We start from the raw sequence: 13,534 nt of genomic DNA, 5'->3' as shown, positions 1-13,534 counted from the left end.
TTGAATTTTAGTAAAATAATCTCTTATAAAGAGGCTTTTAGAACACTAGCTTTATTGGTTCGCTCCCACGTGAAGTTCTCTTCCTCTCTGCCAAAGTGCCCATAGGCTGAGGTAGCTTGGTAAATAGGTCGTTTTAGATCCAGCATATCAATGACGCCTTGTGGACGAAGATCAAAATTCTCTCGCACCAAGCGCACAATTTCGTCATCACCAAGTTTTCCTGTATTAAAGGTATTGATGCTGATGGAGGTTGGCTCCGCAACACCAATTGCATAAGAAACTTGTATTTCGCAACGATTAGCAATGCCTGCTGCCACAATATTTTTTGCCACATAGCGCGCAGCATAGGCTGCAGATCTATCAACCTTAGATGGATCTTTCCCTGAAAATGCTCCACCACCATGGCGTGCCATTCCGCCATAGGTATCAACAATAATTTTTCGACCAGTGAGTCCACAGTCCCCCATAGGGCCGCCAATAATGAACTGTCCCGTGGGGTTGATGTGATATTGGGTATCTTTGTGAAGCCATTCTTCCGGAATCACCGGTTTAATGATTTCTTCAAGTACAGCTTCTCGAAGATCCGACAGCGAGACATTAGGGGTATGTTGAGTGGAAAGCACGACGGCATCTACTGCAACAGGCACACCATTATCATAGCGCAAGGTTAGTTGGCTTTTGGCATCAGGACGCAACCACGCTAACTCACTATTTTTCCGCAACTGGGCTTGTCGTTCTACTAGCCGGTGCGCATAGTAAATAGGCGCTGGCATCAGGACTTTTGTTTCATTGGTTGCATAGCCAAACATCAAACCTTGATCTCCAGCCCCTAGTTCTTTTCCTTCACCTTCATCTACGCCTATAGCAATATCATTAGACTGTTTGCCGATGGCATTAATTACGGCACATGAGGCACCATCAAAACCTATATCAGAACTTGTGTAGCCAATGCCTGTAATGACATTACGGACAATATCCTCCAAATCGACATAAGTATTTGTCCTTACTTCACCAGCAATGACAACCATGCCTGTTTTGACCATTGTTTCTGCGGCAACCCGAGAATGAGGATCATCTTTAAGAATAGCATCTAAGATCGCATCAGAAATTTGATCAGCCATTTTGTCTGGGTGTCCTTCGGAAACAGATTCTGAAGTAAAAAGACTGTAATTAGACATATAGATTTTTTCCTGTTGTGATAAATAGTCACTTAGTTTTTTTAAAAAATTGCCGCAGTTGTATTTGAAAACCATTGCGTTGAGCAAGATAAAGACTTTCTCCTTCATCTAGCCCTGCAGCGTCAGCCCAACTGCTTAAGTCGTTGGGTTCAAAGCCGAGCCATAGATCGCCACATGATTCATACGCCCAAGTTTGGTCGTGATGGCAGAGTTCTGTAATGAGCAAGACACCATTTTTTTTAAGCAATCTAGCCAGGTCACTCAAAATAGCTGCTGGATCTGGCGCATGATGAAGCACCATATTCAAGGTGATACAATCAACTACCAGTTCCTCTTCTAAGGCTAGCCGAGTATCGCCATGAATTAGCTCTACGTTAGCTAATTTTTGATCTTGGATTTTTTTTTGAGACAGAGCAAGCATTTCTTTTGATGTGTCGAGAGCAATTACCCGATCAAATCGTCTTGAAAGCTCTAAAAGAAAAGCCCCTTCTCCTGGCCCCACCTCAAGAACTCGACCCTTTTTTGTAGACGTCGCATCCAAAAACTCAGTTACTGTTTGCCCGTATTGGGCATAGCTAGCGATTAGGTCCTGATTTGCATGAAACTGGCTAACATTTTGTTCAAAAAATTCTCGTGAAGCTCGAGTGCGCTCAAGGTTTATAAGTTGAATTCGCTGTGCTAGATCAGAACAAATCTCAATCAAATCAATAGTTGCAAAAAGACCACGATGCAGATCTTGCATAGCTGGTTTTGCAGGTAGCGGAGAGCGCCTATAAAATATTGTGTTACCTTCTCTGCGTGTAACAACAAGTCCGGCATTAGCAAGCACTTTTAAATGATGGCTCATGCCAGATTGCTTTACCTCAAAGAGTTCGCTGAGCTCAAGGACGCCATAGGCGTTATGTTGCAGGACTCTGAGAATATCTAAACGAAGTGGTTCTCCAGCAGCTTTGAAGAAAACTGCTAAGGCAGTTGTATTCAAAGCTGTTTGGTTGAGATAAGAAGCGTTTATTTGTTGAGCGGTATTTATCATTTGTAACAATTTTATCACAACTCTATATCTATATCAAAAAATATTGATATAGATTAAAGTGTATAATTAGAGTGTTTACGAGAGTCTCTTAGTAAGAGAGAATGTCACCCCGTTTTTTTGAATGTCTCAATGATTTATTTAAGTAGGAGTCTTTAAATGCTTTCTAGACGTGATCTTGCCAATGCAATTCGCTCACTGAGTATGGATGCTGTTCAGAAGGCTAATAGTGGCCATCCTGGGGCACCCATGGGGATGGCAGATATCGCTGAGGTGCTATGGAATGACTATTTGAATCATAATCCTGCGGATCCGTCTTGGGCCGATCGTGATCGCTTTGTGTTATCTAATGGCCATGGGTCTATGTTGTTATATTCATTGCTGCATTTAAGCGGCTACGATCTATCCATAGAAGATCTAAAGAATTTTCGTCAGCTACATTCAAAAACACCCGGACATCCGGAGTATGGATATACGCCAGGTATAGAAACAACAACAGGTCCGTTGGGACAAGGGTTGAGTAATGCTGTAGGGATGGCATTAGCCGAGAAAGTCCTAGCCGCACAGTTTAATAGAGAAGGGCATGAGATTGTAGATCATTACACATATTGCTTCTTGGGCGATGGTTGTCTTATGGAGGGAATTTCACATGAAGTCTCTTCTTTGGCTGGCACCCAAAAATTGGGTAAGTTGATTGCTTTTTATGACGATAATGGCATATCCATTGATGGCGAAGTTGAAGGATGGTTTACAGATGACACGCCGGTTCGCTTTGAGGCGTATGGTTGGCAGGTAATTCCTCATGTTGACGGGCATGATGCTGATGCGATAAAGGCGGCTATTGAGGAAGCTCGCATGCAAAAAAATCAACCTACCTTAATATGCTGTAAGACTATTATTGGTTTTGGTTCTCCCAACAAGCAAGGCAAGGAAGACTGCCATGGGGCACCATTGGGCACTGAAGAAATCGAGCTAGCTCGTAAGCAGCTGGGTTGGAAGCTTGGTCCGTTTGAGATTCCATCAGATATGTACACACGATGGAATGCAGTTAAAAAAGGTATGAACTCTCAATCGGAATGGAATAAAAAATTAAGTAGTTACCGTAATGCCCACCCTGAACTTGCTATAGAGCTTGAGCGTCGTTTGAGTGGAGATCTACCTAAAGATTTTAATGAGAAGGCGAATACTTACATTAGTCAGTGCCAAGAAAAGATGGAAAAGATTGCATCTCGAAAGGCATCACAGAATTGTTTGAATGTCTATGGACCCTTGCTGCCGGAATTATTGGGAGGCTCTGCTGATTTGGCAGGTTCAAATTTGACCCTTTGGTCTGGATCAAAAGGTATTAGTAGCAACGACGCGTCGGGAAATTATTTGTTTTATGGTGTCCGTGAGTTTGGCATGAGCGGCATGATGAACGGCATTACACTGCATGGTGGATTTATTGCCTATGGTGCTACGTTCCTAATATTTATGGAATACGCTAGGAATGCAGTACGCATGGCGGCACTCATGAAGCAGAAAAGTATCTTCGTCTACACTCATGACTCTGTGGGATTGGGCGAGGACGGTCCGACACATCAGCCGGTAGAACAATTAACTACCCTACGATCAACCCCTAACTTAGAAACTTGGCGTCCCTGCGATACCATAGAATCGGCAGCATGCTGGAAGAGAGCCCTCGAGAGACACGATGGCCCCAGTGCACTGGTGTTTAGCAGGCAAAATTTAACTGCACAGCTACGCAGCAAGCAGCAAGTGGCTGACATATCTAGAGGGGGCTATATATTATATGAGGCCTCAGGAGATTTAGACGCTATCATTATTGCAACTGGTTCGGAAGTAGGCTTGGCGCTTGATTCTGCAAATCTATTGTCTGAGAAGGGTATTAATGCCCGAGTGGTATCAATGCCTTGCGCTGAAATTTTTTCTGCACAAGAATCTACTTACCGTGACGCAGTCTTGCCTCCTACCCTAAGAGCTCGGGTAGCGGTAGAGGCAGGCCATGCAGATTATTGGTATAAATATGTTGGACTTGATGGCAGAGTGATTGGTATGACAACCTTTGGTGAATCAGCCCCAGGTGGAAAGGTAATGGAGCACTTTGGATTCACGGTGGACAATGTAGTTAATGCCGTCTTAGTACAGCTGTAATTGATTCTGGAGCAGACTATGGGTGGCAATCAGGAGGACATGTTGTGATTCGTGTGGCTATTAATGGCTATGGTCGCATTGGACGCTCTGTATTGCGCGCATTATATGAATCTAAGCATCGTGAGTATATACAAGTGGTCGCCATTAACGAGCTTGCTGATTGTAAAACCATAGCACACCTGACTAAATACGATTCAACCCATGGGCACTTTCCTGGTAGTGTGCAACTTGCAGATAGCACCTTACTGGTCAATGGAGACAATATTTCCATATTTCAGTTCAAAGATATAAGTCAGTTGCCTTGGGTCACCTTAAACATTGATCTAGTCTTGGAGTGTAGCGGTGCTTTTACTGATCGCTTGACGGCAGAACAACATATACTGGCTGGAGCTAAAAAAGTACTCTTCTCGCAGCCAGCTGAGCCAAATGTAGATGCCACCATTGTCATTGGTGTTAATGAAGATAGCCTGAATGGCAATGAAACTATTATTTCTAATGCATCTTGTTCGACTAACTGTGTGGTGCCAGTTATCAAGACTCTTCATGAAGCCTTTATGGTCGAAGGGGGTGTAATTACAACTATTCATTCCGCCATGAATGATCAGCCAGTTATTGATGCCTACCACCATACTGACTTGCGAAAAACACGTGCTGCAATTCATTCTATTATTCCTGTGGATACCGGTTTAGCTTTGGGTATTGATAGAATGTTGCCCGAGCTAGCTGGACGTTTTGAAGCTCAAGCTATGCGTGTGCCTACGATTAATGTATCGGTCATTGATCTGTCTATTTTGCTTAAAAAAGATGTAGATGTTTCTTCTGTGAATAGGGTTTTGAAGGAAGCGTCTCATGGCATCTTATCTGGTATTATTGGATATACAGAAGAACCTCTTGCCTCTTGCGATTTCAATCATGACATGCGGAGCGGTATTGTCGATGCTAGCCAAACGCGTGTTAGCCAGCAGCGACTAGTGAAAGTCTTGGTTTGGTTTGATAATGAGTGGGGATATGCAAATCGCATGCTTGAGTTAGCTAGGCATTGGATAGATTTGAGAAAATAAGGATAGTGTGATTTTGAATGTAGTTAAAATGACAGACTTATGCTTGAAAGGAAAACGTGTCCTGATTCGTGAGGATTTTAACGTTCCAATCAAAAATGGAGTTATTTCTTCAGATGCCCGTATCCGTGCCGCATTACCAACTATTCAGTGTGCTCTGGAGTCTGGCGCTAACGTAATATTAATGTCTCATCTGGGGCGGCCCACCGAAAATAAGTTTGACCATCAGTATTCTATCCAGCCAGTTGCCAGACACTTAAGCGCACTACTTGGGATGACAGTAAGGGTGGCTTCAGATTGGACAGAACGGCTTTCTTGTCATGATGGCGAAATAGTATTACTAGAGAACGTTCGTTTTAATCAAGGAGAAAAAACGAATAGTGAAAGCTTGGCAAAGGCTTATGCTTCTATTTGTGATATTTTTGTCATGGATGCTTTTGGGGCCGCACATCGATCTCAGGCTTCTACCCATGGCGTAGCAAAATATGCTCCAGTTGCTTGCGCCGGACCTTTGTTGGTTCGTGAATTAAAAATGCTTGAGAGGGTCTTGGAAAACCCAGCGCGCCCTATGGTGGCGATTGTGGGAGGATCAAAAGTGTCTACAAAGCTTGCTGTGCTAGAGAAAATGTCAGATAAAGTTGATCAGCTCGTGGTAGGCGGCGGTATCGCTAATACTTTCTTGGCAGCACAAGGACTACCGATAGGTAATTCACTGTGCGAGCATGACTTCATTGCTGATGCGCAAAGGATTATGCTGAAAACCAATGTACTTCTCCCAACGGATGTCATAGTAGGTCAAGAATTTTCAGAGTTTGCTACAGCCACTTTAAAGGCAACGGAAGAAATTTCCAACGAGGATATGATTTTGGATATTGGTCCCGTCTCAGCAAAAAAATTAGCTAACATGCTAAAGCAAGCCGGGACCATTTTATGGAATGGACCTGTCGGTGTGTTTGAATTCGATCAATTTGGAGAAGGCACTCGAGCAATTGCAGAAGCAATTGCCGACAGCAAAGGATTTTCTATTGCTGGAGGCGGAGATACTCTGGCAGCAGCAGATAAATATGGTATTGCCGATAAAATTTCTTATGTGTCCACAGGTGGGGGCGCTTTTCTCGAATACGTAGAGGGAAAAGTTCTTCCTGCTGTAGAGATTCTTGAGAGCCGATTTAAAATACAGGCTTAAGTAAGTTAAAATATAAAAAACTGTAGCTGTTTATCAGCTACCTTAAAGGCTGGGCGACTAGCAGAATTATTGGGGAATAAACTCATGGCTCTTATTTCAATGCGACAATTATTGGATCACGCTGCCGAAAATGGATACGGTGTTCCTGCATTTAACGTAAATAATTTGGAGCAAATGCGTGCGATTATGGAGGCTGCAGATATCACTAGCTCGCCAGTAATTGTTCAAGCCTCGGCGGGCGCCAGAAAATACGCTGGAGCGCCTTTTCTGAGGCATTTAATCTTAGCAGCTATAGAGGAATTTCCTCATATTCCAGTGTGCATGCATCAAGATCATGGTACGAGCCCTGATATCTGTCAACGCTCTATCCAGCTGGGCTTTAGTTCAGTGATGATGGACGGATCTTTGATGGAAGACGGAAAAACTCCAGCATCTTATGAATATAACGTAGCAGTTACAAAAAAAGTAGTTGAAATGGCCCATGCATGTGGGGTGTCTGTAGAGGGCGAGCTGGGTTGCTTGGGATCTCTGGAGACTGGCCAAGCTGGAGAAGAAGACGGCGTTGGAGCTGAAGGAACTTTGTCTCATGATCAAATGCTAACTGATCCAGAAGAGGCTGCAGATTTTGTGTCGAAAACGCGCGTAGATGCCCTTGCTATTGCCATCGGAACATCTCATGGCGCCTATAAATTTTCCCGTCCGCCCACAGGAGATATTTTAGATATTGACCGGATAAAGGCTATTCACTCCCGTATTCCTAATACACATCTGGTTATGCATGGCTCATCATCGGTGCCGCAAGAATGGTTAACAGTTATTAATCAATTTGGTGGTGATATACCTGAGACTTACGGCGTACCAGTAGAGGAAATCGTAGAAGGCATAAAGCATGGAGTTCGGAAAATAAACATAGATACGGATCTTCGGTTAGCTTCTACCGGAGCTGTTAGACGCTTTATGGCTGAAAATAAGTCAGAGTTTGATCCTCGAAAATACCTTGCGGAGACAACCCTAGCCATGAAGAATGTTTGTATTGATAGATATAAATCGTTTGGTACAGCCGGCAATGCGAGAAAAATAAGAGTATCTAGTCTAGATAAAATGCATCAGAATTATTCTAGTGGAGCGGTATCCTAGTTAGATATTTTTTGTCCATGATGCCATAAGATAAAAAATGGCAGTATTTGGCCGCCACCCTATGTTAATTTAAAATAATACAGGTTCGGCAGCAAGAGAACATGATATTCACGTTTGAATTATTAGAGATGATTCGCAAAGACCTTCAAATCTTAAGTTTTGATGTAGACTTTGATCGGACAGCCAAAACGACATCTGAACTTAGCTATATCGATCATTATGGATTATCTTTTTCCTCTGAGCACTCTGCAATAAGTCATTGTTTGGGTTTATATACATCTGGCGATTTTAAGCTTGCCGCCCAATATTGGCTCCCCGATAATCCCAAAGGCACCTATTTTATTATCCATGGCTATCTGGATCATGTGGGTCTTTATGGACATCTAATCAAATATCTTGTCAAACTAGGTTATGCGGTAGTTGCATTCGACTTGCCGGGACATGGGTTGTCAAGCGGAGACAGAGCAACAATTAAGAACTTTGATCGCTATGCGGACGCTTTTTCTGACTTGTTGTGTAGTTGTGAGGCTCGCTTCCCTAAACCGTGGAAAGCAGTTGGTCAGAGCACAGGAGGGGCCATTCTGATTAAGTATCTTTTGAGCCCTAAGGCGCATCATTATGGAAATAATTTTTCTGAGATAATAGTGCTTGCCCCATTAATTCATCCTGTGAATTGGAAGAAAAATTTGTATGTATATTATTTACTACGTTTATTTTTGAAAAAAATAAAAAGAAAATATAAGCCAAATACAGCCAATGAGAAATTTAATGAATTCGTAGAAAACCATGACCCGCTTCAGTCCAAATTTATTCTGATAGAATGGATTGGGGCTATGAGATTTTGGATCGAGGAATTTCTAGATTATCCATCGAGCGATTACCCCTTAAGAGTTGTTCAGGGAGACCATGATAAGACTGTTGACTGGCAATATAATTTAAAAGTACTAAGAAAGAAGTTCTGTAATATAAAGATTGAACTCATACATAGCGCACAGCACCATATGGTAAACGAGGCTCCCTTGCTAAGGAGTAGCGTTTTTAGGTGTCTTGATTGAGTGCGTAGAGTTTTTCAGCATCCAAGCTGATTATTGCATTTATTTCAACTGAACTGGACATTCCGCTGGCTAGCAATAAGAATGTAATTCAAAAAACAACGTCGATGATTTTGTAGTAGAACCTAAAGGCTGGTGGATGTCGTCACTTTTATTTGAAAAAAAATATGTGGATATAAACAGCATTGGCGCACGCTTGACCGCAATAATGGTCACATTAAGTGCTACGGCATATTTGATTAATATGCCTCTAATCTTGGCGCTAGCAGCTAAAGATTTAGGCCTTACTCAGACAACGCCTTTATGGCTTGGAGGGGTTTTTTTGGGCGGCGTTGCTCTGGCTATGACGCTGTCGACTTTATTTATTTTGCTGGTGAGCTGGAGATCACTGATATTCATAAGCGGGATGATGGGCTTAATGAGTTTTGCGCTGCCTATATTTGTGTCGGGCTTTACTTTTTTATTGATCTGCCAGGGATTAGCGGGGATTTTTGTTGGTACTAGTTGCGCAGCAGCCGTTACCTGCCTTGGGGCAAGCCTTAACCCTATCCGTAGTTATGCGTTAGTTTTGAGCCTTCAGGCCGGTGTAGTTGCACTTGCAGCCTACCTGTTACCTCCATCGATCGCTGAGACAATTAGCTTTAATGACGCACTGATCGCTGCTTCATGTATATGTTTGGTGTCAGTGATATTAAGTCGAATGATGCCCGTAGGATTAAAAAAAGAGAGAATAAATTTTTTTGTTGACGATGAGAAGAAGGCCCCTGTTCTCTTTGCGTTGCTTGCAGTATTGTTAATATTTTTTGGCGGCAATGTGGTGCGCGGCACCATAGAGCCCATAGCTTATGGTGCCGGCCCCCATATGATATTTTTGGCATTGGCTAGCAGTCTGGGGGCTTTGATTGCAGCATTAATGGATATTCGACCTAGTTATGCTAAGCCCGCAATAATAGCTTTAGGGCTTGCTATTGTTATTCTGGTGATAGGATTGTCTGGGAATTTGCCACAACCACTCATGTTCGTTGCCTTTTGTTTTGTTGGAGGGGCGTGGAATTTTTCTGCTGCCTATGCGATGGGGCTGACAGCCAAACTGGACTGTAGTCATCAATATGCGCCGCTAATAGTTACGATGCAGATTATAGGTAATGTTGCTGGTTTAACTATTATTGGATTGCTTGACGTCGGAAAGCCTTATATTGCTACCTGTTTCGCTTGGGCGTTAGCTATTATTGTTATTATTTTTCTGTTAGCAAGACCCAAGAGCAGCGAGCTGTGTAAATGATTAATGGTAATGTGCAAGAACCAGAAGAGGATGCAGTTGATAGCAGTGATCCCTTGTCGCATCCATTTGATAGCCTGACGCCTAATTTTATTCTTGATGCCATGGAAAGTTGCGGCTATCTCAGTGATGGCCGACTATTTCCCTTGAATAGCTATGAAAATCGCGTGTATCAAATTGGCATCGAAGACGAAGCTCCATTGATTGGAAAATTTTATCGTCCAAATCGATGGACCACAGAACAGATTCTTGAAGAACACCAGTTTTGCTTTGAGTTGGTAGAACAAGAACTACCAGTGGTTGCCCCCATATTGAACGATAAAGGACAAAGTTTATTTCAACATGAAGGGTTTAGTTTTGCACTTTTCCCTAGAAAGGGTGGACATGGCCCCGAACTAGACAATCTTGATAATTTATATTTGCTTGGCAAGCTACTAGGCAGAATACATGCAATAGGTGCCGTGAGACCTTTCAGTTTTCGTCATATGTTAAATAGCCATACCTTTGGACATGAGCCATCCATGTTGGTGAGCGAGCAATTTATTCCAAAAGAATTAAAAGCATCTTATGATTCGCTCATCAAAGATCTTATGCAAGCGGTAGATGAAAGCATCAGTAATGCGGGCACTATTCAGCATATACGTGTCCATGGTGATTGCCATGCAGGCAATATTTTATGGAGGGATGGTAATGCCCATTTCGTAGATCTTGATGACACGCTTATGGCTCCTGCCATTCAGGATATATGGATGCTGCTATCAGGAGATAGAGATCGACAGGCTGCGCAGTTATCAGAAATTATAGATGGCTATAATGAATTTTTTGACTTTCATCCGCGAGAGCTTCAGTTAATTGATGCGCTGAGAACACTGAGAATGATTAATTATACTGCCTGGATAGCTAGACGGTGGAGTGATCCTGCTTTTCCTATGGCTTTTCCTTGGTTTAATACTATTCGTTTTTGGAGTGAGCATATCTTGGAATTACGAGAGCAGTTTGCAGCTCTAAATGAGCCAACATTGCAGGTGCGCTAATAAATTTTTAAGCCATAGTTATGATATAACACGGCTATCTTTTTGCAGGATAAAGAGTTTTTACGCCATCTTTAGTGCCTAGCAGCAAAATATCTGCAGGCCTTATTGCAAAAATGCCATTAGTTACAACACCAGTAATATGATTAATTTTTTCTTCCATGGCACACGCTGAAGCTATTGGATGCAGATGATGAATGTCTAGAATGACATTTCCATTATCGGTTATAATTCCTTGACGATAAACCGGATCTCCTCCTAGCTTGACAACTTCCCTTGCAACATGACTTCTGGCCATAGGAATGACTTCAATCGGTAATGGAAAGTTTCCTAAGTGCTCCACCCACTTGGATTCATCAGCTATACATAAAAATTCTTGCGCTACAGCAGCAGTGATTTTTTCCCTTGTTAAGGCACCACCACCACCCTTCATAAGCTCTAAGTATTGATTTGTTTCATCGGCGCCATCTATGTAAATAGCCACTTCATTGGCGGAATTTAAATCATAAACCTCTATGCCGTGGTGTTTGAGTATTCGCTCTGAAGCTTCAGAGCTAGCAACTGCACCTCTAAATTTATTTTTATGCGACGCTAGCAAATCAATAAAAAAATTAGCAGTAGAGCCGGTACCGATTCCAACAATACTGTCTATGTTTATTTTGCCTAGAGTGTAGTCAACCGCTGCTTGCGCAACAGTTTTTTTGAGAGCGTCTTGTGTGGTTAAGTCGATATCTAAAGTCATAGTTGAGGTCTTTATTGTTGGGCCGCAAATGATGCACTTGTTCATTATTATACGGATCAGGGTACGAAATGATAGAAAATGTCCATCAGTGCTGGCTTTGCATGTAGTGAAAATTTACTATTAGTCCTAGACGGCTTAATCTATAAATTTTAAATTAAATAAAGAGCAAAAATGCCTACAAGTTACGTAAAACGAATTCTGGATGCTCAGATCTATGACCTAGTTGTAAGAACCCCTATAGACGAGGCTCCGCAACTGTCCTTGAGGCTTGGCAACCGCGTTCTATTAAAACGAGAAGACTTGCAGCCAATATTTTCTTTCAAATTGCGCGGGGCATACAACAAGATGTTGTCTCTTGGCAAGGCTGAGCTAGCCAAAGGGGTTATTGCAGCCTCAGCAGGCAATCATGCTCAAGGCTTGGCTATGGCAGCACAAAAAATAGGCGCTAAGGCAACTATTGTCATGCCAACCACTACGCCACAAATTAAAGTAAATGCAGTAAAAGCTCTTGGAGCTAAAGTCATATTACAAGGTGATAGTTATGACGAGGCTTCGGATTATGCTCAAAGACTAGTAATTGAAAAAGAGATGACCTACATCCATCCTTTTGATGATCCGGAGGTAATAGCGGGCCAGGGCACTATTGCTATGGAGATATTACAGCAAGTCCCTGAACGTTTAGATGCTGTTTTTATAGCTGTAGGCGGCGGAGGCCTTTGCGCAGGTATGGCCGCTTACATCAAGACTGTTCGTCCTGAGATTAAGGTGATTGCTGTTGAGGCTGAAGATTCTGCTTGTTTAGATGCAGCCATGAAAGCGGGGCGCAGGGTTCGCTTAAAGAATGTTGGAATTTTTGCGGATGGTACGGCGGTAGCGCAAATTGGAAAAGAGACTTTTCGTATTTTAAAGGATACTGTTGATGAGGTTATAACAGTTTCTGTTGATGAAATTTGTGCCAGCATTAAAGATACTTTTGACGATACCCGCTCTATTTGTGAACCAGCTGGAGCCTTAGGGTTAGCTGGATTAAAAAAGTATGTAGGACGGACCGGGGCAAAAGAACAGACATTGCTAGCTGTGGAGTGCGGCGCAAATATTAATTTTGATCGCCTCCGCTATATCTCTGAGCGTACTGAAATAGGAGAGAAAAGAGAGGCTATTTTAGCTGTCACTATTCCTGAAGAGCCAGGTAGTTTTAAGGCATTCTGTGCTTCTTTAAACAAGCGCAATATCACAGAATTTAATTATCGGATGGGCGGCGCGTCTCAGGCGCATATTTTTGTTGGCGTCCAAGTCGTTTCAGACGATGATCGGTATAATCTAGTTGCAGATCTTGGTGACAAAGGATATCCGGTGGTAGATATGACAGATAATGAAATTGCTAAATTGCATATTCGTCATATGGTCGGAGGAAGAGCCAAAGAAGCTACTGATGAAATGATATTTACGTTTGAATTCCCAGAACGTCCGGGGGCATTAATGAAGTTTTTGACAAGACTGGGCGACCGTTGGAATATTTCTATGTTTCATTATCGTAATCATGGCTCGGCTGACGGAAAAGTGCTTGCAGGACTCCAGATTCCAAGAAAAGACAGAAAGAAGGCGCATGTATTCCTGGATGATCTGGAGTATAGCTGGGCCGAGGAAACAGAAAATCCGGCTTATCAATTCTTTTTGAGCTAAGATC

Annotated in this window: 11 protein-coding genes; 8 read left to right on the top strand and 3 right to left on the bottom strand. The window is 42.6% G+C overall.

The window, feature by feature from the left end:
- Positions 1 to 23: 23 nt before the first annotated feature.
- Both metK and ABXT41_RS06535 read right to left on the bottom strand, forming a co-directional pair.
- Positions 24 to 1,178, bottom strand: a complete 1,155-nt coding sequence (gene metK, locus ABXT41_RS06540; protein ID WP_415390700.1) for a methionine adenosyltransferase — start codon at positions 1,176 to 1,178, stop codon at positions 24 to 26.
- Between the two features lie 28 nt (positions 1,179 to 1,206).
- Entirely contained in the window at positions 1,207 to 2,229 is a 1,023-nt protein-coding gene (locus ABXT41_RS06535; protein WP_415390699.1) for an ArsR/SmtB family transcription factor, read from the bottom strand.
- A gap of 138 nt (positions 2,230 to 2,367) precedes the next feature.
- On the opposite strand from ABXT41_RS06535, the gene tkt reads away from it, so the two are divergent.
- The 7 genes from tkt to ABXT41_RS06500 all read left to right on the top strand — a co-directional run bounded on the left by tkt (position 2,368) and on the right by ABXT41_RS06500 (position 11,108).
- Positions 2,368 to 4,362: a transketolase gene (gene tkt, locus ABXT41_RS06530; RefSeq protein WP_415390698.1), complete on the top strand. Its 1,995-nt coding sequence runs from the start codon at positions 2,368 to 2,370 to the stop codon at positions 4,360 to 4,362.
- A gap of 44 nt (positions 4,363 to 4,406) precedes the next feature.
- On the top strand, positions 4,407 to 5,423 hold the full coding sequence (gene gap, locus ABXT41_RS06525; RefSeq protein ID WP_415390697.1) for a type I glyceraldehyde-3-phosphate dehydrogenase: 1,017 nt from the start codon (positions 4,407 to 4,409) through the stop codon (positions 5,421 to 5,423).
- 13 nt (positions 5,424 to 5,436) lie between these two features.
- Entirely contained in the window at positions 5,437 to 6,606 is a 1,170-nt protein-coding gene (locus tag ABXT41_RS06520) for a phosphoglycerate kinase (protein ID WP_415390696.1), read from the top strand.
- A gap of 84 nt (positions 6,607 to 6,690) precedes the next feature.
- Positions 6,691 to 7,743 carry a class II fructose-bisphosphate aldolase gene (gene fba / locus ABXT41_RS06515; protein ID WP_415390695.1) on the top strand — a complete coding sequence of 351 codons (1,053 nt, stop codon included), beginning with the start codon at positions 6,691 to 6,693 and terminating at the stop codon, positions 7,741 to 7,743.
- 101 nt (positions 7,744 to 7,844) lie between these two features.
- Positions 7,845 to 8,798: an alpha/beta hydrolase gene (locus ABXT41_RS06510; protein ID WP_415390694.1), complete on the top strand. Its 954-nt coding sequence runs from the start codon at positions 7,845 to 7,847 to the stop codon at positions 8,796 to 8,798.
- Positions 8,799 to 8,934: 136 nt separating this feature from the next.
- Positions 8,935 to 10,077 carry a hypothetical protein gene (locus ABXT41_RS06505; protein ID WP_415390693.1) on the top strand — a complete coding sequence of 381 codons (1,143 nt, stop codon included), beginning with the start codon at positions 8,935 to 8,937 and terminating at the stop codon, positions 10,075 to 10,077.
- Positions 10,074 to 11,108 (top strand): serine/threonine protein kinase, encoded by a 1,035-nt coding sequence (locus ABXT41_RS06500; protein WP_415390692.1) that lies wholly within the window; start codon positions 10,074 to 10,076, stop codon positions 11,106 to 11,108. Before ABXT41_RS06505 ends, ABXT41_RS06500 begins: the two co-directional genes overlap by 4 nt.
- A 34-nt stretch (positions 11,109 to 11,142) precedes the next feature.
- On the opposite strand, the gene rpiA is transcribed toward ABXT41_RS06500, so the two are convergent.
- Positions 11,143 to 11,847 carry a ribose-5-phosphate isomerase RpiA gene (rpiA, locus tag ABXT41_RS06495; RefSeq protein WP_415390691.1) on the bottom strand — a complete coding sequence of 235 codons (705 nt, stop codon included), beginning with the start codon at positions 11,845 to 11,847 and terminating at the stop codon, positions 11,143 to 11,145.
- Positions 11,848 to 12,018: 171 nt separating this feature from the next.
- Between rpiA and ilvA the strand changes: the two genes are divergently transcribed.
- On the top strand, positions 12,019 to 13,530 hold the full coding sequence (ilvA, locus tag ABXT41_RS06490) for a threonine ammonia-lyase, biosynthetic (protein ID WP_415390690.1): 1,512 nt from the start codon (positions 12,019 to 12,021) through the stop codon (positions 13,528 to 13,530).
- Positions 13,531 to 13,534 lie beyond the last annotated feature (4 nt).

The organism is Porticoccus sp. Uisw_050_02, from assembly GCF_047729555.1.
In the GTDB taxonomy this organism is placed as follows: domain Bacteria; phylum Pseudomonadota; class Gammaproteobacteria; order Pseudomonadales; family Porticoccaceae; genus Porticoccus.
This window is presented reverse-complemented; position numbering and strand designations above follow the sequence as displayed.

Bases quoted from the DNA above. Each gene is read 5' to 3' on its own strand.
- fba (WP_415390695.1), top strand. From the start codon at position 6,691: ATGGCTCTTATTTCAATGCGACAATTATTGGATCACGCTGCCGAAAAT.
- ABXT41_RS06500 (WP_415390692.1), top strand. From the start codon at position 10,074: ATGATTAATGGTAATGTGCAAGAACCAGAAGAGGATGCAGTTGATAGC.
- tkt (WP_415390698.1), top strand. From the start codon at position 2,368: ATGCTTTCTAGACGTGATCTTGCCAATGCAATTCGCTCACTGAGTATG.
- rpiA (WP_415390691.1), bottom strand. From the start codon at position 11,847: ATGACTTTAGATATCGACTTAACCACACAAGACGCTCTCAAAAAAACT.
- ilvA (WP_415390690.1), top strand. From the start codon at position 12,019: ATGCCTACAAGTTACGTAAAACGAATTCTGGATGCTCAGATCTATGAC.
- ABXT41_RS06510 (WP_415390694.1), top strand. From the start codon at position 7,845: ATGATATTCACGTTTGAATTATTAGAGATGATTCGCAAAGACCTTCAA.
- metK (WP_415390700.1), bottom strand. From the start codon at position 1,178: ATGTCTAATTACAGTCTTTTTACTTCAGAATCTGTTTCCGAAGGACAC.
- ABXT41_RS06505 (WP_415390693.1), top strand. From the start codon at position 8,935: ATGTCGTCACTTTTATTTGAAAAAAAATATGTGGATATAAACAGCATT.